This is a genomic window from Actinosynnema sp. NPDC050436 (genome assembly GCF_040655415.1).
Classification (GTDB): Bacteria; Actinomycetota; Actinomycetes; order Mycobacteriales; family Pseudonocardiaceae; genus Actinosynnema.
The window spans coordinates 114,282-135,190 of record NZ_JBFAJV010000006.1 but is presented as its reverse complement, the minus strand read 5'-3'; the positions used below and the strand labels follow the sequence as shown (position 1 = coordinate 135,190).

At 74.9% G+C, this 20,909-nt stretch carries 20 protein-coding genes and 1 pseudogene; 11 read left to right on the top strand and 10 right to left on the bottom strand.

Features of this window, described 5'->3' with window-relative positions; genetic code table 11:
• Nucleotides 1–8: 8 nt before the first annotated feature.
• The gene (locus AB0I60_RS17470; protein WP_360730997.1) at nucleotides 9–1,772 is read right to left on the bottom strand and encodes an acetyl/propionyl/methylcrotonyl-CoA carboxylase subunit alpha; all 1,764 of its coding nucleotides are present in this window, start codon (nucleotides 1,770–1,772) and stop codon (nucleotides 9–11) included.
• A gap of 115 nt (nucleotides 1,773–1,887) precedes the next feature.
• On the opposite strand from AB0I60_RS17470, the gene AB0I60_RS17465 reads away from it, so the two are divergent.
• A complete protein-coding gene (locus AB0I60_RS17465) occupies nucleotides 1,888–2,559 on the top strand; it encodes a hypothetical protein (protein ID WP_360730996.1) in 672 nt (223 codons plus the stop codon).
• 66 nt (nucleotides 2,560–2,625) lie between these two features.
• Here the strand turns inward: AB0I60_RS17465 and AB0I60_RS17460 are convergent, their stop codons facing one another.
• A complete protein-coding gene (locus AB0I60_RS17460) occupies nucleotides 2,626–3,963 on the bottom strand; it encodes a dicarboxylate/amino acid:cation symporter (protein ID WP_360730994.1) in 1,338 nt (445 codons plus the stop codon).
• A gap of 175 nt (nucleotides 3,964–4,138) precedes the next feature.
• A complete protein-coding gene (locus tag AB0I60_RS17455; RefSeq protein ID WP_360730993.1) occupies nucleotides 4,139–4,744 on the bottom strand; it encodes a Maf family protein in 606 nt (201 codons plus the stop codon).
• A gap of 97 nt (nucleotides 4,745–4,841) precedes the next feature.
• Between AB0I60_RS17455 and AB0I60_RS17450 the strand changes: the two genes are divergently transcribed.
• Complete coding sequence (locus AB0I60_RS17450) at nucleotides 4,842–5,288, top strand: hypothetical protein (RefSeq protein ID WP_360730991.1); 447 nt, start codon at nucleotides 4,842–4,844, stop codon at nucleotides 5,286–5,288.
• 38 nt (nucleotides 5,289–5,326) lie between these two features.
• Here AB0I60_RS17450 and AB0I60_RS17445 read toward each other — a convergent pair whose 3' ends face one another.
• Nucleotides 5,327–5,539: an acyl-CoA carboxylase subunit epsilon gene (locus AB0I60_RS17445; protein WP_360730989.1), complete on the bottom strand. Its 213-nt coding sequence runs from the start codon at nucleotides 5,537–5,539 to the stop codon at nucleotides 5,327–5,329.
• Nucleotides 5,536–7,167, bottom strand: coding sequence for an acyl-CoA carboxylase subunit beta (locus tag AB0I60_RS17440; RefSeq protein ID WP_360730988.1), 1,632 nt, complete (start codon nucleotides 7,165–7,167; stop codon nucleotides 5,536–5,538). The genes AB0I60_RS17445 and AB0I60_RS17440 overlap by 4 nt, the downstream gene beginning before the upstream one ends.
• Nucleotides 7,168–7,338: 171 nt before the next feature.
• Here AB0I60_RS17440 and AB0I60_RS17435 point away from each other — a divergent pair, with 171 nt between their 5' ends.
• From AB0I60_RS17435 to AB0I60_RS17405, 7 genes and pseudogenes are all read left to right on the top strand, one after another.
• Nucleotides 7,339–8,121 (top strand): biotin--[acetyl-CoA-carboxylase] ligase, encoded by a 783-nt coding sequence (locus AB0I60_RS17435; protein ID WP_360730986.1) that lies wholly within the window; start codon nucleotides 7,339–7,341, stop codon nucleotides 8,119–8,121.
• Between the two features lie 33 nt (nucleotides 8,122–8,154).
• The gene (locus AB0I60_RS17430; protein ID WP_360730984.1) at nucleotides 8,155–8,685 is read left to right on the top strand and encodes a PH domain-containing protein; all 531 of its coding nucleotides are present in this window, start codon (nucleotides 8,155–8,157) and stop codon (nucleotides 8,683–8,685) included.
• Entirely contained in the window at nucleotides 8,672–9,601 is a 930-nt protein-coding gene (locus AB0I60_RS17425; protein ID WP_360730982.1) for a hydroxymethylglutaryl-CoA lyase, read from the top strand. The genes AB0I60_RS17430 and AB0I60_RS17425 overlap by 14 nt, the downstream gene beginning before the upstream one ends.
• 181 nt (nucleotides 9,602–9,782) lie before the next feature.
• Nucleotides 9,783–10,241, top strand: a complete 459-nt coding sequence (locus AB0I60_RS17420; protein ID WP_360730980.1) for a YbaB/EbfC family nucleoid-associated protein — start codon at nucleotides 9,783–9,785, stop codon at nucleotides 10,239–10,241.
• A complete protein-coding gene (locus AB0I60_RS17415) occupies nucleotides 10,238–10,546 on the top strand; it encodes a hypothetical protein (RefSeq protein ID WP_360730978.1) in 309 nt (102 codons plus the stop codon). The genes AB0I60_RS17420 and AB0I60_RS17415 overlap by 4 nt, the downstream gene beginning before the upstream one ends.
• A 16-nt stretch (nucleotides 10,547–10,562) precedes the next feature.
• Complete coding sequence (locus AB0I60_RS17410) at nucleotides 10,563–13,229, top strand: TNT domain-containing protein (protein WP_360730977.1); 2,667 nt, start codon at nucleotides 10,563–10,565, stop codon at nucleotides 13,227–13,229.
• A pseudogene (locus tag AB0I60_RS17405) lies at nucleotides 13,226–13,474 on the top strand (hypothetical protein); the annotation flags it as partial. The gene AB0I60_RS17410 and the pseudogene AB0I60_RS17405, both read left to right, overlap by 4 nt.
• A 133-nt stretch (nucleotides 13,475–13,607) precedes the next feature.
• On the opposite strand, the gene AB0I60_RS17400 reads toward AB0I60_RS17405, so the two are convergent.
• Both AB0I60_RS17400 and AB0I60_RS17395 read right to left on the bottom strand, forming a co-directional pair.
• The gene (locus AB0I60_RS17400) at nucleotides 13,608–14,882 is read right to left on the bottom strand and encodes an ATP-binding protein (RefSeq protein ID WP_360730975.1); all 1,275 of its coding nucleotides are present in this window, start codon (nucleotides 14,880–14,882) and stop codon (nucleotides 13,608–13,610) included.
• A gap of 1 nt (nucleotide 14,883) precedes the next feature.
• A complete protein-coding gene (locus AB0I60_RS17395; RefSeq protein WP_360731345.1) occupies nucleotides 14,884–15,549 on the bottom strand; it encodes a response regulator transcription factor in 666 nt (221 codons plus the stop codon).
• A gap of 38 nt (nucleotides 15,550–15,587) precedes the next feature.
• On the opposite strand from AB0I60_RS17395, the gene AB0I60_RS17390 reads away from it, so the two are divergent.
• Nucleotides 15,588–16,370, top strand: coding sequence for an inositol monophosphatase family protein (locus tag AB0I60_RS17390; RefSeq protein ID WP_360730973.1), 783 nt, complete (start codon nucleotides 15,588–15,590; stop codon nucleotides 16,368–16,370).
• Here AB0I60_RS17390 and AB0I60_RS17385 read toward each other — a convergent pair.
• The 3 genes from AB0I60_RS17385 to AB0I60_RS17375 are packed head-to-tail and all read right to left on the bottom strand — an operon-like array spanning nucleotide 16,367 to nucleotide 19,779.
• The gene (locus tag AB0I60_RS17385; protein WP_360730970.1) at nucleotides 16,367–16,912 is read right to left on the bottom strand and encodes a GtrA family protein; all 546 of its coding nucleotides are present in this window, start codon (nucleotides 16,910–16,912) and stop codon (nucleotides 16,367–16,369) included. The two genes, AB0I60_RS17390 and AB0I60_RS17385, sit on opposite strands and share 4 nt — an antisense overlap.
• A gap of 36 nt (nucleotides 16,913–16,948) precedes the next feature.
• Complete coding sequence (locus tag AB0I60_RS17380) at nucleotides 16,949–17,467, bottom strand: GtrA family protein (protein WP_360731343.1); 519 nt, start codon at nucleotides 17,465–17,467, stop codon at nucleotides 16,949–16,951.
• Between the two features lie 35 nt (nucleotides 17,468–17,502).
• Nucleotides 17,503–19,779 (bottom strand): sigma-70 family RNA polymerase sigma factor, encoded by a 2,277-nt coding sequence (locus AB0I60_RS17375; protein WP_360730967.1) that lies wholly within the window; start codon nucleotides 19,777–19,779, stop codon nucleotides 17,503–17,505.
• A gap of 145 nt (nucleotides 19,780–19,924) precedes the next feature.
• Between AB0I60_RS17375 and AB0I60_RS17370 the strand changes: the two genes are divergently transcribed.
• Nucleotides 19,925–20,758 (top strand): GGDEF domain-containing protein, encoded by an 834-nt coding sequence (locus AB0I60_RS17370; RefSeq protein ID WP_360730964.1) that lies wholly within the window; start codon nucleotides 19,925–19,927, stop codon nucleotides 20,756–20,758.
• Nucleotides 20,759–20,909 lie beyond the last annotated feature (151 nt).

The following is a 20,909-nucleotide window of genomic DNA, read 5'->3' as shown; positions in this document are numbered from 1 at the left end:
GGTCGAGCTTATTCCGCGATCTCGCAGAGCACGGTGCCCTGGGTGACGGTCGTGCCGGGTTCGGCGGCCAGCCCCGTCACGGTGCCCGACCGGTGCGCGGTCACCGGGTTCTCCATCTTCATCGCCTCCAGCACGACGACCAGCTCGCCGGCCTCGACCCGCTGCCCTTCCTGCACCGCGACCTTGACGATGGTGCCCTGCATGGGTGCGGTCACCGCGTCGCCGGACACCGCCGCGCCGCCCTTGCCGCCGCCCCGCCTGCGCGGCGCGGCCTTGGCCGGGGCCTTCCCGGCCGCCGCGCCGACCGCCAGGTCGCCGGGCAGCGACACCTCCAGCCGCCGGCCGCCGACCTCGACCACCACGGTCCGCCTCGGCTCGTCCTCGCCCGGCTCCGCGCCGCCGGTGAACGGCTCGACCGTGTTGTCGAACTCGGTCTCGATCCACCGGGTGTGCACGGTGAAGCCCTCGTCGGTGCCCACGTACGCCGGGTCGCGGACGATCCTGCGGTGGAACGGCAGGACGGTCGCCATGCCCTCCACGACCATCTCGTCCAGCGCGCGCCGCGCCCGCTCCAGGGCCTGGGTCCGGTCCTCGCCGGTGACGATCAGCTTGGCCAGCAGCGAGTCGAACTGGCCGCCGACGACCGTGCCGCTCTCCACGCCCGCGTCCACCCGGACGCCCGGACCGGACGGCGCGGCGAACGCGGTCACCGTGCCGGGGGCGGGCAGGAAGCCCCGGCCCGCGTCCTCGCCGTTGATCCGGAACTCGATGGAGTGGCCGCGCGGCGCCGGGTCCTCGGTGAAGCGCAGCGGCTCGCCGGCCGCGATCCGGAACTGCTCGCGCACCAGGTCCAGCCCCGAGGTCTCCTCGCTGACCGGGTGCTCGACCTGCAGGCGCGTGTTGACCTCCAGGAACGAGATGGTGCCGTCCTGCGCCACCAGGTACTCCACGGTGCCCGCGCCGTGGTAGCCGGCCTCCTTGCAGATCGCGCGCGCCGACGTGTGGATGGCCGCGCGCTGCTCGTCGGTGAGGAACGGCGCGGGTGCCTCCTCGACCAGCTTCTGGTGCCGGCGCTGCAACGAGCAGTCCCGGGTGCCGACCACGACCACGGTGCCGTGCTGGTCGGCGAGCACCTGCGCCTCGACGTGCCGGGGCCGGTCGAGGTAGCGCTCGACGAAGCACTCGCCGCGACCGAACGCGGCGACCGCCTCGCGCACCGCGCTGTCGAACAGCTCGGGGATCTCCTCCACCGTGCGGGCCACCTTCAGCCCGCGCCCGCCGCCGCCGAACGCCGCCTTGATCGCCACCGGCAGGCCGTGCTCCTCGGCGAACGCCACCACCTCGTCGGGGCCCGCCACCGGGTCCTTGGTGCCGGGCACCAGCGGTGCGCCCGCGCGCACCGCGATGTGCCGCGCGGTCACCTTGTCGCCCAGGTCGCGGATCGCCTGCGGCGCCGGCCCGATCCAGACCAGGCCCGCGTCCAGCACGGCCTGCGCGAAGTCGGCGTTCTCGGACAGGAACCCGTAGCCGGGGTGCACCGAGTCCGCGCCCGAGCGCTTGGCCGCGTCGAGCAGCTTGTCCACCGAGAGGTAGCTGTCGCCCGGCGTGCTGCCGCCCAGGGCGAACGCCTCGTCGGCCAGCCGGACGAACGGGGCGTCCCGGTCGGGGTCGGCGTACACGGCGACGCTGGCCAGACCGGCGTCCTTGCAGGCGCGGATGACCCGGACGGCGATCTCCCCGCGGTTGGCGACGAGGACCTTGCGCAGCGACACGACGTCCTACCTCCTGGCAGCGCTGGTGCGGGAGTGGCAATGGACGGAGCTTAGTGACTCGCCAGTAAGTCGTGGTGGAGAGACAGCTCACGTGCAGGTGGGAGAATCGGCGACCGTGACCCGACCCCCGGTGGCCGCGCTGCTCGTGGCCTGCCTCGCCGTGGCCACCACCGTCGCCGGGATGGCCTTCGCCTGGTCGCTGCGCCCGCCCGAGCCCGCCGCCCCGAGCACCGAGGCCGGCGCCGACGACCTGCGGTGCGGGTCGGTCGCGTGCCAGCCGGTGGTGCGCGCGGACGTGGGCGGGGACACCGTGGAGCTGCTCTACGGCCAGGGCGTCGGGCGCATCCGCACCGGCGGGGCGTCGGGGCGCAACATCTTCGAGCTGACCATCGCCGAGTCCGGGGCCGCCATCACGGCCGACTCGCTGGAGTGCGCGGACGCGGCCGTGTCGGTGTGCCTGGTGCGCGGGGCGGCGGGCGGCGAGGTGCGCGGCGAGCTGCTGGTGCGGCGCGCGGGCGCGTGGTCGCGGGCGCAGCTCCCGTACCTGGCCAGCGGCGGCTACCTGGGCCTGCGCGACGTCGACGGGGACGGCGTGGAGGACGTGGTGGCGGTGCAGCGCGCCTGCGGCTCCGGACCGGACTGCCCGCGCCGCTTCGCGCAGGTGTTCTCGCTGGCGGGGGCGAAGGCGGAACTCGGCTGCACGTCCGTGGTCGCCCACCAGGACCAGCTCCCGGGCTGGCCCGACGTGAACCCGAGCCCGGCCCAGCTGCACCCCTGCGGGACCTGACGGCCGCGCTTCGCGACTCGGCCCGGGAACCCCGTGCGGGTCCCCGGGCCGAGAGCGCGGGTCGGGTCAGGCCGGGCTGACGCGGGGCGCGGCCACGGGCTCGCGCGGGCCGGTGAGCAGCGGCGGCTCGCTGGGCGCGTTGAGCACCTCGTCGTCCAGCAGGCCCTCCGAGCGGGCGACCAGGACCGGCACGGTGATCTGTCCGGCCACGTTCGTCGCGGTGCGGACCATGTCCAGGATCGGGTCGATCGCGTAGACCACGGCCACGCCGGTGGCGATCACCTCGGGCGGCATGTTCACCGCGCCGAGGGTCAGCGTCAGCATGGTGAACCAGCCGGTCGTGCCCGCCGTCGCCAGCGCGCCGAACACCGCCACCGCGACGATCGCCACGTACTGCCACAGGCCCAGCTCCACACCGAACAGGTTCGCGATGAACACCGTGGCGATCGCCGGGTACACCGCCGCGCAACCGTCCATCTTCGTGGTCGTGCCCAGCGGCACCGCGAAGGACGCGTAGTCGTCGTCCACGCCGAGGTTCGCGGCGGTCTGCCTGCTCAGCGGCAGGGTCGCGCCCGACGAGCGGGACACGAACGCGAACTGGATCGCCGTCCACGCCTTCGAGAAGAACGTCACCGGGCTGACCTTGCCGACGAACCGCAGCAGCACCGGGTACACCACGAACAGCACCAGCAGCGTCCCGCCGTAGACCGTGGCGATCAGGCTGAACAGCGGCTGCACGAACGAGTTGCCGTAGGTGGCGAAGGCGGTGCCGATCAGGCCGAACACGCCGATCGGGGCGAGCAGCACGATCCAGCCGACGATCTTCTGGACGAGGTCGAACGCCGACCGGGTGAAGGTGACGAACGGCGTGGCCCGCTCGCCCAGCGCGTACGCGGCGAAGCCGACCAGGATGGCGATGAACACCACCTGGAGCACCTCGCCCTCGGTGAAGGCGCTGAACAGGTTGGACGGCACCAGGGTGTCCAGCAGGTTGCTCCACGAGCCGCCCTCGCGGGTGGACAGCCGCTTGAGCGCCGCCTCCGTCGGTGTCACCTGCACGCCCGAGCCGGGCTTGAAGATCAGCGCGATGGCCAGGCCGATCAGCACGGCGATCAGCGAGGTCAGGGCGAACCAGAGCAGCGTCTTGCCGCCCAGGCGCGCGGCCCGGGAGGTGCCGAGCCGGCGCAGGCTGGTGATGCCCACGACGATCGCGGTGAACACCAGGGGGATGACGGTGAACTGGAGCAGGCTGGTGAACGTGCCGCCGATCTTGCCCAGCGCGGTCGTCAGCCAGGGCAGTTCGGCGGTCTTGGCGAGCCGGCCCGCGAGCGCGCCCAGCACGAGCGCGACGAGCACGGTGACGCCGAAGACCTTCGGCTTGGTGTAGGTGCGGACGAACGACATGTCGGGTCTCCGGGGGTGCGCAGGGCAGGACTGGGACGGCGGTCAGCCGTGACAGCCCGTGTTCGTCCTGCGCCCGAAGTCGATGTGACGGCGGCGCGTCAGCAATTCGCTCATCGGCTCCCCCAACGCGGTACCCGGTGGGGAGCTTCCCCGATCAGGCGAAATGTGACAACGGCTACCAGATGTCGGACATCATCACGCCCACCCGACCGAGCAGCCGGCGGGTGAGCGGCAGGCTGATGCCGATCACGCTGGACGGGTCGCCGTCGACGCCGTCCACGAACCAGCCACCGCGCCCGTCCAGGGTGAACGCCCCGGCCACGCCCAGCGGCTCGCCGGAGGCCAGGTACGCCTCCAGCTCCTCCTCCGTCGGGGTGCCGAACCGGACCCGGGTCGCCTGGTGGTCGGCGACGCGCGCGGTGACCCGCCCGTCGACCACGCGCAGCACGGCGTGCCCGGTCAGCAGGGTGCCCGTCCGACCGGCCATCCGCCGCCACCGCTCGCGCGCCACCTCGACCGAGCCGGGCTTGCCCTCGACGTCGCCGTCCGGGGTGAGCAGCATCGAGTCGCAGCCGACGACCACTGCGTCCCGCTCGTCGCCGGCGACCGCCTCGGCCTTGGCGACGGCGAGGGCGGTGACCAGCTCGTCGGGTTCGGGGTCGGGCAGCGCGGCGGCCACCGCGTCCTCGTCCACGCCCGACACGCGGACCACGGGTTCGACGCCGGCGTTGCGCAGCACGGTCAGCCGGGCGGGGGAAGCGGAAGCAAGCACGAATCGCACGCCCGGAACCCTAACCGCCGGCGGAACGCGGGCGGCGTCGCGCGCGTCGAACGAGGGGCGATCGGGTGATCCCGGGTCGCGCTGCGTAGAACTACCGATGCGCGCGGCGCGCGGGTTCGGCACCCTCGGTGACGTGGTGCAGCGCCGGGCTCTGGTGGTCCGCCGGACCGACCGGCCCCGCGGTCGGCGGCGGTGGTGGTGGTTCGTGCCGCTCGCCCTGCTGGGCGCGCTGGCGACGGTGGTCGTGTCCACCGACCCGGTCGGCTACGGCGTGCCGCTCTGGCCGTTCGCCAGCCGCTCCGACCAGGTCGAGTACCGGATCATGGACGCCGTCACCGAGTCCGCGAGGGCGCAGGGCGACCCGGCGCGGGTGCCCGGGGCCGTGGCGGCGGACGGCGTCGAGGTGCTGGACACCCACCTGAACCCACCGGGCGGCGGCGTCTGGCTGCGGGTGCGCCTGCACCTGCCGGACGGCGCGCGGTGCCGCGAGGTGATGGTCCTCGGCGACGGCGTCCAGGTGAACAGCCGCCGCGTCGACTGCTGACCTCCCGCCACCGACCCCTGGGCGGCGGTCCGGGTGTGTCAGCGGGGCAGGCCGGATGCGCGCCACGCGCCCGGCCCGTGCGCCAACGGCGGCCGGACCAGGCGGGACCGGTCGGCCCAGGACGAGCGGGGGGCCGGGGCGTCGGGCGCTTCGCCCGTGGTGGCCAGGTTCGCCAGCACTGCGGTCAGCGCGGCCAGTTCGGCGTCGTCCGGGTTGCCGCGCACGACGCTCAGGTAAGGGCGTTCGCTCATAGGGGGATGTTCCCGTGCTTCTTGGGCGGCAGCACCTCGCGCTTGTCGCGGAGCATCGACAGCGCCCGCGCGACGTACGACCGCGTGTAGGAGGGTGGGATGACCGAGTCGACGTACCCGCGCTCGGCCGCCACGTAAGGGTTGCAGAGCGCGTCTTCGTACTCCTGCTGCAACTGCGCGCGCAGCGCGTCCACGTCCTGACCCTCGGCCAGGGCGTTGGCCAGCGTCTTGCGGTGCACGATGTTCGCCGCGCCCTGCGCGCCCATGACGGCGATCTGCGCCGTGGGCCACGCGAGGTTGACGTCCGCGCCGAGGTGCTTCGAGCCCATCACGTCGTACGCGCCGCCGTACGCCTTGCGGGTGATCACGGTGACCAGCGGCACGGTCGCCTCGGCGTAGGCGTAGATCAGCTTCGCGCCGCGCCGGATGATGCCGTTCCACTCCTGGTCGGTGCCCGGCAGGAAGCCCGGCACGTCCACGAACGTCAGCACCGGCACGTTGAACGCGTCGCAGGTCCGCACGAACCGCGCGGCCTTCTCCGAGGCGTCGATGTCCAGGCAGCCCGCGAACTGGGTGGGCTGGTTGGCGACGATGCCCACCGAGCGGCCGTCCACCCGGCCGAAGCCGACCAGGATGTTCGGCGCGAACAGCGGCTGGACCTCCAGGAACTCGCCGTCGTCCAGCACGCGGGTGAGCACCTCGTGCATGTCGTACGGCTGGTTCGCCGAGTCCGGGACCAGGGTGTCGAGTTCGCGGTCCAGGTCGGTGACCGAGTCCTCGACCGCGCCGGCCACCAGGTCGTCCGGGGTGTCGAGGACCGGAGCGTCGGACAGGTTGTTGGCGGGCAGGTAGGACAGCAGGTCCTTGACGTAGGCGACGGCGTCCTCCTCGTCGCCCGCGAGGTAGTGCGCGTTGCCGGACTTGGTGTTGTGCGCGCGCCCGCCGCCCAGCTCCTCGAAGCCCACGTCCTCGCCGGTGACGGTCTTGATCACGTCCGGGCCGGTGATGAACATGTGCGAGGTCTGGTCGACCATGACCACGAAGTCGGTCAGCGCCGGCGAGTAGACGTGCCCGCCCGCGTTCGCGCCCATGATCAGCGAGATCTGCGGGACGACGCCGGACGCGGCCACGTTGCGGCGGAAGATCTCGCCGTAGAGGCCGAGCGAGACGACACCCTCCTGGATGCGCGCGCCGCCGCCCTCGTTGATGCCGACGATCGGTCGGCCGGTCTTGATCGCCAGGTCCATGACCTTGACGATCTTCTCGCCGTACACCTCGCCCAGCGAGCCGCCGAACACCGTGACGTCCTGGCTGAACACGCACACCGGGCGGCCGTCGACGGTGCCGTAGCCGGTCACCACGCCGTCGCCGTAGGGGCGGTTGCGGTCCTGGCCGAAGTTGGTCGAGCGGTGCCGGGCCAGCGCGTCCAGCTCCACGAACGAGCCCGGGTCCACCAGCAGGTCGATCCGCTCGCGTGCGGTCTTCTTGCCCTTGGCGTGCTGCTTCTCCACCATCCGGGCGGACCCGGCGTGCACGGCCTCGTCGTTGCGGCGGTGCAGGTCGGCCAGCTTGCCGGCCGTGGTGTGGACGTCCGGCTCCTCGCCGATGGGGGCGGTCGCACTGCTCATGACCGGGCAGCTTAACCAGGATCACACCGCGAAGTGACCGGCGAGTAGCCCACCTCACCCCGGGGTGTTGACCTCCACCGCGCTGGAGGTTGCAGGCTTGCCCGGCGGCCCGCCCCACCTCCACACCGCTCCGACGAAGCGGGTGGGGCGGGCCGCTCCTACGCTGCCGGTGTGAGCACGCCACTGGACGCCGCAGACCTCCGCCGCCGCCTCGTCGGCCCCTACGCGCAGCTCGACGTGGTCGCCTCGACCGGCTCGACCAACGCCGACCTGCGCGACACCGCGCGGGACCGGACCGTCCTGATCGCCGAGGAGCAGACGGCGGGCCAGGGCCGGCGCGGTCGCGGCTGGGTGTCGCCCGGCGGCGGCCTCTACCTCAGCGCCCTGTTCGCGCCGACCGGCGTGCCGGCCGCCCGGCTGCCGTGGCTGACCCTGCTGGCCGGGGTCGCGCTGGTGCGCACCGCCGCGTCGGTGGGCGTCGAGGCGACCCTGAAGTGGCCCAACGACCTGCTCGTCGGCGACCGGAAGGCGGCTGGGGTGCTGGCCGAGATCACCGCCGGGCACGCCGTCGTGGTCGGCATCGGCCTGAACGTCGCCGCGCTGCCGCCGGAGGTCGCGCCGGGCGTCGGCGGGCTCGCCCCGACCGCCCTCGGCGAGCACGCGCCCGGTCCGGTCGACCGCGCCGAGGTCGCGGTCACCCTGCTCACCGAGCTGGACCGGCTGGAACGGCTCTGGCGCGACGCGGGCGGCGACCCCGTCGGCACCGGCCTGCTGGACGAGTACCGGGCGCACTGCGGCACGATCGGCCGGTCGGTCCGGGTGGAGCTGCCCGGCGGCCACCTGGCCGGCACGGCCCGGTCGGTCGGGGCGGACGGCACGCTCGCGCTGCGCGACGACGCCGGCGCGGACCACGTGGTTTCCGCCGGGGACGTGGTGCACCTGCGGGTACGGTGAGGCCCGGCACCCGCGCCTGGCGAAAGGACCGTCGTGGCCTACCCGGACGACCTGCTCGGTCCGAGCGAGCACGTCGTGATCCACAAGCACCCGCACTGGAAGGTGCTGCTGCTGCCGGCGCTGGTGCTCCTCGTCGTGGTCGGCGCGGCGGCGGCGCTGGCGGTGTGGGCGGCCGACCTGTCCTGGGCGTCGACCGCCTGGCTGGTCATCGCCGCCGTGGCGGCGGTGCTGGTCGCGTGGCTGGTGCTGACGCCCGTGGTCCGCTGGCGCACCACGCACTTCACCATCACCAGCGACCGCGTGATGTACCGGGAGGGCGTGCTCAAGCGCACCGGCCTGGTCATCCCGCTCACCCGCGTCTCCAGCGTGCGCTTCGAGCACGGCCCGCTCGATCGGGTGCTGGGCTGCGGCACGCTGATCATCGAGTCGGCGTCGGACGAGCCGCTGGAGTTCGACGACATCCCCGACGTGGAGCGGGCGCACTCCCTGCTCTACCGGGGGATCAACGACAACCCGGACGACGATTTCCAGCCGGAGGACAGGGTCAGCGATGGGCGCGCGTGAGGTCGGACTGCCGGACCGGGTCGTCGGCGGGGGGTTGCCGGAGAGCGTCACCATCTGGGAGGTCGGTCCCCGCGACGGCCTCCAGAACGAGAGCTCGACCGTCCCGGTCGCGGTGAAGCTGGAGTTCCTGGACCGGCTCGCGGACGCGGGCGGCGCGGTCCTGGAGGCGACCAGCTTCGTCCACCCGAAGTGGGTGCCGCAGCTCGCCGACGCGGAGGAGCTGCTGGCCGGCCTCACCCGGCGGCCCGGCGTCGAGTACCCGGTGCTGGTGCCCAACGAGCGCGGCCTCGACCGGGCGCTGCGGGCGGGCGTCTCGCACGTCGCGATCTTCGCCAGCGCCACGGAGACCTTCGCCAACCGGAACCTGAACTCCACGCTGGACGAGCAGTTCGGCATGTTCGACCCGGTGGTCGCCCGCGCCAAGGCCGAGGGGCTGCGGGTGCGCGGGTACGTGTCGATGTGCTTCGGCGACCCGTGGGAGGGGGCGGTGCCGCGCGAGCAGGTCGTCGGCGTCGGCAAGAGGCTGCTCGACATGGGGTGCGACCAGCTCTCGCTGGGCGACACCGTCGGCGTCGCCACGCCCGGCCAGGTCACCGGCCTGATCAGCGGGTTCGACCGGGTCGACCAGTTGGCCGTGCACTTCCACGACACCTACGGGCAGGCGCTGTCCAACACCTACGCCGCGCTGCTGGCCGGCGTGCGGACCGTCGACTCGTCCGCCGGCGGCCTGGGCGGCTGCCCCTACGCCGAGTCCGCCACCGGCAACCTCGCCACCGAGGACCTGGTGTGGATGCTCGACGGCCTGGGCATCGCGCACGGCGTCGACCTGGACAAGCTGTGCGACACCAGCGCGTGGATGGCCGAGCGGCTCGGCCGCCCGAGCCCGTCGCGGGTCGTGCGGGCGCTGCGGGGCTGAGGCCGTCCGGTCGCGGCGGCGCTCCGGCCGTCGCCGCGCGCCGGTGCGCCGGTCGGCCGTGACCGGCCGGGTGCGCTCGGTGAAAATGCGCCCGACCGGGTGGGAACCGGGCCGCGCGTCGCAACGTCCAACGCGCGACCGACGACCATGCCCGGCGACGGCGCAGACCGGAGGTGGCCGTGTGACGACCGATCACCGCGCCCAGGTTGACGAACTGCTGGCCGACTACCGCCGCAGCCGCGACCAGCTCGCGTCCGTGCAGCGCGACCTGGCGGGCATCACCGCGTCGGCGACGAGCCCGGACGGGGCGGTCACCGCGACCGTCGGCGCGCAGGGCGCCCTGACCGACCTGGAACTCACCGACGCCGCCTACCGGCTGCGCCCCGCGCAGTTGGCTCAGGTCGTCCTGCGCACCGCGCAGGAGGCGGCGGCACGGGCCGCCGAGCGCACCTACCGGACGTTGAGCCCGGTGCTGCCCGCCGGCACCGACCCCGAGGCGCTCGTGCGCGGCACCGCCGACCTGCGCCCGGACGAGTTCGCGCCCCCGCCGGTCGAGCGCCGCCGCCGCGCCGTCGAGGACGACGAGGACTTCGAACAACGCGACTGGCTGAACGTCGAGACCTCCGGGGGACCGCGATGACCGGCTTCGAAACCGACCTCGCCAGGATCGAGGCCGGCGCGGCGGACTTCGGCACGTTCGCCGAGCGGGCCGGGAAGATCTTCGGCGACCTGGGCGGGGCGCTCGACGCGCTGGGCGCGTGCTGGGGCGACGACGCGGTCGGCCGGAGCTTCGCCTCCTCGCACGTGCGGCCGTCGTCCGACGCGCTCACCGGGCTCGGCGACCTCGGCAAGGGCTTCGACGGCGTCGGCGACCGGTTCGCCGAGACCGCCCGCACCTACCGCGCCGCCGAAGGCGGCAACAGCGCCGCCTTCCGCGCGGTCTGACACAGGGGGCACCGAGATGGGCATCGAGCTGCCGGCGGAACTCGCCGAGGTCGCCGCCAGGGCCGGCGTCACCTGGCCGCAGGCCGACGAGGACAAGCTGCGCTCCTCCGCCGCCGCGTGGCGCGAGGCGGGCGCGAAGCTGGGCACGCTGGCCGGCGAGTCGGACGGCGCGGCCGGCAAGGCGCTGTCCGCGATGACCGGCGCGACCGGCGACGCGGCGCGCGCCCACTGGAACGGCTTCACCGCGCCCGACGGCAGGCTCAACGCCACCGCGCGCGGCTGCACCGCCGCCGCCGACCGGCTCGACCACGCCGCCCAGCAGGTGGGCGCGGCGAAGGTCGAGCTGGTGCGCGAGCTGGTGAACCTGGCGAAGAACACGGACGCCGCGAACCAGGCCGCGTCCGCCGGCCACCCGACCGCCCTGCTCGGGCTGGACGCGGTGCTCAAGGGCGCGGCGGCCAACGTCAGCCACGTGACGAACACCCTGACCGACGCGATCCGCCTGGACTCGGGCGTGCAGGTCGGCGGCCCGCCGCCGGTGAACGCCAACCCGGGCGTGCACGCGCCGGTCGACGTGCCCGTCCCGGTGCGCGAGCGCGGCAACGGCGGCCTGCTGGACAACCTCCTGGGCGGCGGCCGGCCCGACACCGGCCAGGACGGTTCCGGCGGCCAGGGCAGTGCGGGACAAGGCGACGGCGGCCGGCAGCCCGGTGGTCAGGGCCAAGGCGGTCAGACTTCCGGCGGTCCTGGTCAAGGCGGTCAGGGGTCCGGCGGCCAGGGGCAGGGCGGCCAGGGGGGCGGGGGCCTGCTCGGCAACCTGCTCGGCGGCGGTTCGCAGGGCGGCGGCGGATTGGTCGGCGACCTGGTGGGCGCGGTCGTGCCGCCCGTCGCGGCGGTCGTGGAACCGGTGCTCGGCACGGTCGGCGAGGTCGTGGACGGCGCGGTCGACACCGTGGACCGGACCGTCGAGGGCGTCACCGACACCGTCGACCGGGCTGTCGAGGGCGTCACCGACACCGTGGACCGCGCGGTGCACGGCGGGGCGGACGGGCCGCCCGGACGCGGTCACGACGACGGCGCGGGCAGCGCGCCCGGCCACGGCCCGGATCGCGGTCCCGGCCTGGTGAACCAGGTGACGGCCCCGCTGACCGGTGGTGCGCCGCTGACCGGCGGTGTGCCGTTGCCCGGTGGCGCTCCGGTGGGCGGTGCCCCGGTCGGTGGCGGTCCGCTGGACCTCGGGCCGGTCGTCGACCCGGTGGTCCGGGCGGCGGACACGGTGACCTCGTCGTCGGCGGCGGTCCTGGACCGCCCGGTGCTGCCCGTCGAGCCGCACGCCCCGGCCCCGCAACCGGCCGCTCCCGCCGCGACCACCCCGCAGGGGCCCGGTTTCGGCGCTCCCGGCGGCGTCCCGTCCGGACCGGTCGGCGGTGCGGTGGCCGGTGGTGCGGTGGCGGGTGCCCCGGCGGCGGGTGCGGCAGCCGGTCCGGTGGCCCACAACGCGACCGCCCAGTCTCCGGCGACCCAGTCCCCGGCGACGCAGACCGGTCAGCAGGGCCAAGGGCAGGCGCAGCAGGCCGGCGGCCAGCGCGCGGACCAGCGCGGCCCGGCGCTGACCAAGGACGCCGGCCAACTCCCCGGCCAGGCACCGCAGTCCGGCCAGGCGACCCAGGGCGGTCAGTCCGGCTCGGGCAACCAGGCCACCCAGGCGAAGGACGGGGGGCAGGCCGTCCAGGCGAAGGACGCCGCCCAGGCCGCCAAAGACGCGGCGCAGGCGGCGAAGGACGTCGCGGCCAAGGCGCGCGACGACGCCGCGCTGGGCTTCGCGGTGCTGCCGCTGACGACCGGCGGGCGGGACACCCTCGTCCGGGGCGGTCCCGGAGCGGTGCCGGCACAGGGCTTCCCGGACGCGGGCACGGTCACCGGCGGCCGGGGCTTCCCGGCCGGGTTCGGGCCGGTGTCCGGTGTGCCGGGTGGCGGCCAGGGTGCGGCCGTCGTGCCCACCGAGGTGGTCGCGGCGCAGCGGGCCGGGCAGGGGGCGCAGCCGTCCGACGAGTCGGTCGCGCTGTTCTTCCTGCACGTGTTCCCCGGTGGCACCCTGCCGCCCGCGCAGACCGCGCCCTCCCGGCAACTGCCCGCGCCGCCCGAGGAGCGGGACTTCGCGCCCGGCCTCCGGTTCGAGCCGCAGGGCCACCCGGACGGGCACCTGGTCGACGCGTCGGCCCGGCAGCGGCCGAGGCTCGCGCGCGCTCCCGGCGGCGTGCCGGGCGCGGCGCTGGTCGCGGGCTACGACCCGCAGGCCGGGATGCACGAGCGGGACTGGGACCGGCGGTTCCTGGTCCGCCCGGACCCGCCGGAGTACGCGTGGCCGCCCGCCGAGCTGTTCCCCGAGGGCGGCTACGAGGCCGGGCAGCCCGGCGTGCTCGCGGCCGGCGTCGAGCTGGACCGGTTCGGCGGCCCCGAGGGCCGGGTGCTGTCCGAGTCGGGCACGCCGTTCACCTGCCGCTCGCTGCCGCCCGCCGCGCTGGGTGCCGGGTACCGCCGGTACCGCGTGGCGCGGGACCTGCCGGTGTGGTTCACGCTGTCCGCCGAGTGGTTCGGGCAGGAGGGCGGCGGCGTGCGGTACCGGACGACCTACCCGGTGGCCGACCTGGTCGCGCTGGGCTACCTGGAGGAGGTCCGATGAACGCCGAGTCCGTCCAGGGCTGGCTGCTCGCCGTGGGTGTGCCCGCCGAGGTGGTGTCGATCGGGGCCGAGGCGGACAACGCCTGGTGCCTGGTCGCCGACCACGAGGGCGTCGAGGTGTTCTGGCGCGAGCAGGGCAACCGGTACGACTGGGCGCGCTTCACCAGCGAGGACGTCGCCTGCCACTACCTGTTCGGCCGACTGGTGTGGGCGCAGGTGGTGCGCGGCGCGGTGGGCCTGCTGCCCCAACCCGCGCCCCCGGCGACCGACCCCACCGCGCCCGACCCCACCGCGCCCGCAACGGCGACGGCGACCGAAGCGCCCGCCGCGACTGCTGCACCAGCCGCACCAGCCGTCGAGCAGTCCGCCGCGCGGGGAGCTAGCGGGGCGTGAGGTCCGAACGCCAGGTCACGCCCACCACGTCGTCGGCCTTCGGCACCGGCAGGTAGACGGCGAACGTCGCGGGCCGGGCGGTGGACAGCTCCAGCCGCCCGCCGTCCGCGTCCACCAGCGCCCGCGCCAGCGCCAGCCCCACGCCGGTCGAGCCGCCGCCGGACACGCCGCGCTCGAAGATGTGCCCGGCCAGCTCGTCGGGCACGCCCGCGCCGCCGTCCGCGACCTCCACCACCACCGTGCCCTCGTCGCTGCGCGCGGACACCACGACCTGGCCCTCACCGTGCCGCAGGGCGTTGTCCAGCAGCACCCCGATGGCCTCGCGCAGCCGCGCGGGCGTGGCGCGGGCCAGCAGCCCCTCGGGCACCCGCACCCGCAGCGCCCGGCCGACGCCGCGCAGCGGCTCGCGCCACTCCTCGGCGATCGCGGACAGCTCCGCGCCGAGGTCCAGCGGCTCCGCGCCGACCGCCCGCGCCGCGCGCGCCGCCGCCAGCAGCTCGTTGAGCACGCCGGCCAGCCGCTCCGCCTGCTCCAGCGCCGCCCGCGCCTCGGCCGCCGTCTCCGGGTCGGGGTGCTCCGCCAGCGCCTCCAGCCGGAGCTGCAACGCGGTCAGCCGGCTGCGGAGCTGGTGCGACACGTCGCCGACCAGCTCGCGCTCCCGCTGCACCAGCAGCGCCAGCGCACCCGCCGAGCGGTCCAGCGCCTCCGCGACGAGGTCCAGCTCGGGCACGCCGTGCCGCCGGTCGTCGCGCCGGAAGTCGCCCGCGCCGAGCCGGGCCGCGCGCACCGCCACGTGCCGCAGGGGCTTGGCGAGCCGGCGCGCGGTCACCGTCGCCACCACGGTCCCGGTGCCCACCGACAGCACCACGAGCAGCACCACGAACGCCGCCACCTGGTACTGCGAGGTCCTCATCGGCCCGGAGGACACCTCCAACCGCACGGTGCCCTGCTGCGCGATCGGCACCTCGACGGCCAGCGCGTCCTCACCCGGCGACATCCCGAACTCCTGCCGCCCGCCGCCCGAGGTGACGACCAGGTGCCCGCCGGTCGGCACGCCGACCTCCAGCGGGGCCAGGTCGATCGCGTGCCCGGCGGCGATCTGGTCGTCCACGGAGGCCGCTATCCGCTGCGCGCGGGCCTGGAGGTCGGCGTGCGCGCCGTCGTCCACCAGCCGCAGCGCGGCGTACCCGAGGGGGATGCCGAGCGCGAAGCCGGTGACCGCGACGGCCAGCAGGATCGCGCGGAGGATGCGGCTGCGCACGTCAGTCCGCCGTGTTGAACCGGAAGCCGACGCCGCGCACGGTGGCGATGCGGCGCTCCATCGACCGCACGTCGCCGAGCTTGCGGCGCAGCCACGACATGTGCATGTCGAGGGTCTTGCTGCTCTTCAGCTCCGGGTCGTTCCACACCTCGGAGAGGATCTCGTCGCGGTGCACCACCTGCCCGGCCCGCTGGATGAGCACCCGGAGCAGCTCGAACTCCTTGTTGGCGAGCTGCACCTCCTGCCCGTCCACGGTGACCCGCCGCGCCGCGAGGTCCACCCGCACGCCGTTGACCTCCAGCGTGCCCGGCGCGCGGCGGCGCAGCAGGGCCCGGATGCGGGCCATCAGCTCGGCCAGCCGGAACGGCTTGGCGACGTAGTCGTCCGCGCCCGCGTCCAGCCCCACCACGAAGTCCACCTCGTCGGACCGGGCGGTCAGCATCAGCACCGGGATGCCCCGGCCGCCCGCGCGCAGCCGCCGGCACACCTCCAGCCCGTCCATCCCGGGCAGGCCGAGGTCGAGGACCAGCAGGTCGATGCCGCCGTGCGCGGTCGCCTCCAACGCCCCGGGGCCGTCGCCGACCACGTGCACCTGGTACCCCTCCCGCTGCAACGCGCGGGACAGGGGCTCCGCGATGGCCGGGTCGTCCTCGGCCAGCAAGACCACGCTCACGGCACCCAGCGTAGGCGTGGCACGATCCCCGCGTGTCCACCGATCTCACGCTGGCGTTGCGACTGGCCGACGCCGCCGACGCCATCACCACCGCCCGGTTCCGCGCCGGCGACCTCGTGGTGGCCCGCAAGCCCGACCGCACGCCCGTGACGGACGCCGACGTGGCGGTCGAGGACGCGATCCGCGAGGTGCTGGCGGGCACCGGCGACCAGGTCGCGGGCGAGGAGCGCGGCGGTGTGGTGGGCGCGGGCCGGACGTGGGTCGTGGACCCGATCGACGGCACCAAGAACTTCCTGCGCGGCGTGCCGGTGTGGGCCACCCTGATCGCCCTGGTGGTGGACGGGACGCCGGAGGTCGGCGTGGTCAGCGCGCCCGCACTGGGCCGCCGCTGGTGGGCCGCCGCCGGGCGGGGCGCGTTCACCCGGGACGCGACGGGGGAGCGGGCGATCACCGTGTCGGGCGTGGCGGACCTGGCGGACGCCTACCTGTCGACCACGCACCTCGGGTCGTGGGTGGAGCACCACTCGCGGGAGGCGTACCTGCGGCTGGTGGACGCGTGCTGGGAGAACCGGGCGTTCGGCGACTTCTGGCAGCACTGCCTGGTGGCCGAGGGCGCGATCGACGTCGCCGCCGAGCCGGTCGTGAACCCGTGGGACGTGGCGCCGTTCCAGGTGCTGGTGCGCGAGGCGGGCGGTCGGTTCAGCGACCTGTCCGGGGTGGACCGCTTCGACGGCGGGAACGTGCTGTCCACCAACGGCCTGCTGCACGACGCCGCGCTCACCCTGCTGGGCGGCGGCACCGGGACGCCCGCCTAGGAGTGGCCCAGGTTCTCGTCGTCGGCCGAGTCGTAGGAGCGCTTGGCGCGGGGGCGGGCGTCGGCTTCGGGGAACACCCACTTCTTGTAGCCGTACCAGCGGAACGCCATGGCGATCAGGGTGCCGACGATCTGCGCGCTGACGAAGTCGGCGACCTCCTCGCCCAGCCGGCCGACGTGCGGCTCCTGGAGGTGCAGCAGGTAGCGCGACACCCACAGCGGCAGCGAGTTCAGGGCGATGCCGAGGCCGTTGACCAGGAAGAACAGCGCGGCTTCGTGGTGGCGCTCCCGGCCGCCCCTGGTCCGGAAGGACCACTCGCGGTTGAGCACGTAGGACACGATGGTGGCCACCAGGGTGGCGACCACCTTGGCCGTGACGGGCTTCTCGGCGAGCACCGTGGTCTTCAGCACCAGGAAGATGGCGGTGTCGATCACGAAGCAGGTGCCGCCGACCACCGCGAACTTGAGCAGCTCTCTGTGCTTGAGCGCCAGCGAACGCAGGGGCTCGGGCAGGCGGCGGACGACGCTCTCGACTACGGACACCCGGTCGAGTGTACGGAGAACGGGCGGAAACGCTGATCAGGCGACGTCGCGCCGGTCCTCGGGCCGGGCCCGCAGCGGGCGCACGTCCGGCCGGGCGTCGGCCTCCGGGAACACGAACTTGCGCATCGCCCAGAACTTGAACGCGGTCGCCAGCAGCATCCCGATGATCGAGCCGCTGACGAAGTCGGCGAACTCGCTGTGCAGGTCGAGGAAGTGCCGCGACACGGTCAGCGGCGCGAGGTTCACGCCGATGCCGATCCCGCTGACCACGAAGAACAGCGCGGCCTCGTGGTGCCGCTCCCGCCCGCCCCTGGTGTGGAACGACCACTCCCGACTGAGCACGTAGGACGAGATCACCGCCACCAGCACGGCGATGGCCTTCGCGGTGACCACCTTGTCCTGCAGGATGGTCAGCTTCAACGCGTACCAGATGCCGTTGTCGATGAGGAACGTCGTGCCGCCGACGACGGCGAACCTGATCAGCTCCCGGTGCTTGTTGGCCAGGAACCGCACGGGCTCGGGGAGGCGGCTGAAGATCCGGCGCACTAGTGGCAGCACCGGGGCAGCCTACCGACGCCGGCCCCGGTCGATCACCGAGGGGGCCGGCAGAACCCCGGTGGCAGCAGGTCGCCCAGGCCGGGCGGCCACCACGTCGGCGCGGGCGCGCACGGCGGCTCCAGGCGCGTCGGCGGCGCGGTGGTGGGCGGTGGGTCGGTGGCCGGTGGCGGGGTGGTGGCCGGCGGTTCCGGTGTCCCGGTCGACGGCGGGACCGGGTCGGTCGTGGGCGGCTGCTCGACGGTCGTGGTGCCGGCGGGCGGCTCCGACACGGGCGTGGTCGGCGGGGTCGTGGTGGTCGGCGGTGCCGTCGTGGTCGTGGTCGGCGTGGTGGTGGGCGTGTCCGGCTCGTCCACGGGCGGTTCGGGCGCCTGGTCGTCGTGGCCGGGGTGCTGCCAGACCGGCACGGTGACCGACTTCGAGGCGGAGCCGAGGGTGCCCGTCACGGTGACCTGCCCGCCCCGGTGGGGCAGGCCGAACGCCCACACCGACAGCCGGAACGACTCGCCGCGCGCCAGCTCCCGCTCGCACACGACCTGCTGCCGGCCGCGCTCGCAGTCCGGCCGCAGGCCCACGAGCACGATGTCCTCGTCGGCCTCGACCACCAGCCGCAGCGTGCCTGGTCGGCCGCCGGTGTTGGTGGCCTTGATGTCGATGCGGGGGTCCCAGAAGCCGTGGTGCCACTTGTGCGCCCGCAGGTCCAGGTCGTCGTCCACGGGCCGGATCTCGACGTCCAGCCGGATGCCGACGGAGATCGTGGTGCCGGCGGACACCGTGCCGTTGATCGTGCCGCCCACCGCGTCCTGCGCGGCGAGCAGCCGGAAGACGAACGTGGCGGACCCACCGGGCGCGAGGCCCTGCGCGGTGGCGCAGGTGATCGCGCCCTCGCCGGCCGGGCACGGCACCGTCTCGTCGGCCGCGCCGTCGACCTGCAGCAGCCGGCCGCCGACCAGCCGCGCGGCCGGGCCCACCGACCGCACGCCGGGCGGCAGGACGAGCGCCGCGCTCGCGGGCTGCGATGTCGTCCCCCCGGTGTTGCGCACGGTGATCGGCAGGTCGACCGGCGGCGAACCGGGCGTGAGCGCGAACCCGCTGGGCACGGTCGGCACCAGCGAGGGGGGCGTCGGTCCGGGTTCGGGCTGGGGCTGCGGTTCGGGCTGGGGCTGGGGCTCCGGCGTGGGCGTCGGGGTCTCGGATGTGGTCCCGGGGGTGGGCGACGGCGTGGGCGACGGCGGGTCGACGGAGGTCGCGGGTGGCGGCGGCGCGGTCTGCGCCGGGGACGGCGGCGGGGTCTGCCGGGTCGTCTGCACCTGCGTGGTCGGGGGTGGCGACGGCTGCGCGGCGGGCGGCTCGTCCCCGCCGCCGGACGCCAGCCCGATCGCCACCGCGACGGCCAGCGCCGCGACGGAGGCGGCGGCGCCGAAGAGCTGCCGGGGCGCGGACCCCGCCGCGCCCGCGACACCGCCCGCGCCGGCACCCACGGCCACCGCCGTGGCGGCCTTCGCGGTGGTGGCCGTGGCGGCCAGGTAGCCGCCCGCGCCCAGGCCCAGCACCAGCGGCGCGACGAACGCGCGCAGCGCGCCGTTCACGTCGGCCAGCTCGGCGGCCAGCCCCCGGCAGTCGGCGCACTCGTCCAGGTGCGCCTCGACCTGGGTGGTCTCCCGCTTGGACAGACCGCCCCGGGTCCACGCGCCCAGCCGGTCCGCGGTGGCGCGGCAGCGCTCGGCCCGGGTCTCGGCCAGGTGCACCTGGAGGTACGCCTGCTTCAGCCCCTCGCGCGCCCGGTAGGCCAGCGCGGACACGCCGTTGGCGGTCAACCCGAGCAGCGGCGCGACCTCGGCGGGGGACTGGCCCTCGATCTCGGTGTGCCACAGGACGGTCTGCCAGCGCTCGGGGAGCCGGGCGAACGCCTTGGCCGCCATCGACCGCTCCAGCCCGGCCACGGCGGTGTCCCGGAACGGCACCGAGGTGGCCTCGGCCCCGGCCACGGCGGTGACGTCGTCGGCGAGGTCGAGCTTCTTGTCCCGGCGGGTCTTGTCGTAGGCGGTGTGCCGCAGCGCGGTGAGCAGGTAGGCGCGGAACGCCGAGTCCGGGCCGCGCCCGGCCCGCAGGGTGTCCAGCACCTTGGCGAACGCGTCCGCCACGAGGTCGTCGGCCTCGGCGGCGGAGCGGGCGAGTTGTCGGGCCAGGTTGTAGGCCGCGCCCACGTGGCGCTCGTAGAGCTGCCCGTAGGCGTCGATCGCCCCGCCGCGCACGGAGTCGATCAGCTCCGCGTCGCTCGGTCCCTGGACTTCAGCAGGAACGGTCGCCACGTGTTTTCCCTCCTCGCGCGCCCAGTGTGACCTACGGCGTAGCGGACCGTCACCCGGAACCCCCCAACCGGGGCGGTGGAGTGCCGTCATGGATCAGCCGCCGCGACGTCCCGTATTCGTATCCCGAGGTCGAGGAGGCATCCGGGTGGGTGTGCGGGAAGCAGCCGCCGGCGAGGCCGGCAAGCCGGCGATGACGCGCCGGTCCGGCGCGGACGGCGCGCGGGCGCTCCGGTCCAGGTGGCGGACGGCGAGCATGGCGGCCGGGTGGTCGTACCCGGCCGACTGGCCGCTGGCCGAGGTCGACGAGGTGTGCGCCGCCGTGCTGCGCACCGCCGACCCCGGCGCGGAGCTGTACCGGTTGGGCGGCGCGCGGGCGGAGGCGGGCGCCGGGCTGGCGGAGACCCTGCTGGACCTGGCCGCGCTGCACGCGGTGGTCGGGGAGCCGCCGGGCTCCACCGGGATCGTCTCGCCCGACGTCGACGCCGTCCCGTCCCGGATGCTCCGCGCGACCGCGCTGGGCTGGGGCGACGTGATGAGCAGGCAGGCGTCGACCTGCGCGGCGGACAACCCGCTGACCGGCCTGGCGACCGGCGCGTACCTGCGGACCAGGCTGCGCGAGGTGTACGCCGAGGCGCGCACCACCGGCCACCAGGACCACCTGCTGGTGCTCGTCGCGCTGGACCTGAGCCGGACGTCCGGCTGGTCGCGGGTGGTGGCGATGACGCTGCTGGCGGACGCGCTGCGGGAGGTGTTCGACTCGGGCCAGACCATCGCGTCCCTCGGCCCGTCGTTGGCGGCGGTGCTGGTCAGGAAGGACGACCGGCTGCGCCGGACGGTGGGCAACCTCAGGCTGCTGACGGCCGATCGGCTCGCGGTGGACCCCCACGTGGCCCCGACCGGACCGGCGGAGGTTTGGCTGGAGGAGCTGCCGGCCACCTATGAGCAGGCCGCCGAACTGTTGGCCGGGCTCGGGCGCTGATCCACCCCCTGTCCAGCGCCCGCCCGTTCCTCCACGCCGAGACCCGCGACGTTCCCCCCACGTCGCGGGTCTCTTCTTTTCCCAGGTCACCCGTGTCTGCGTCGGTCGCCTCGGACTGCCCCCGCTGCTCCCGGGACGGACCGGTTGACAG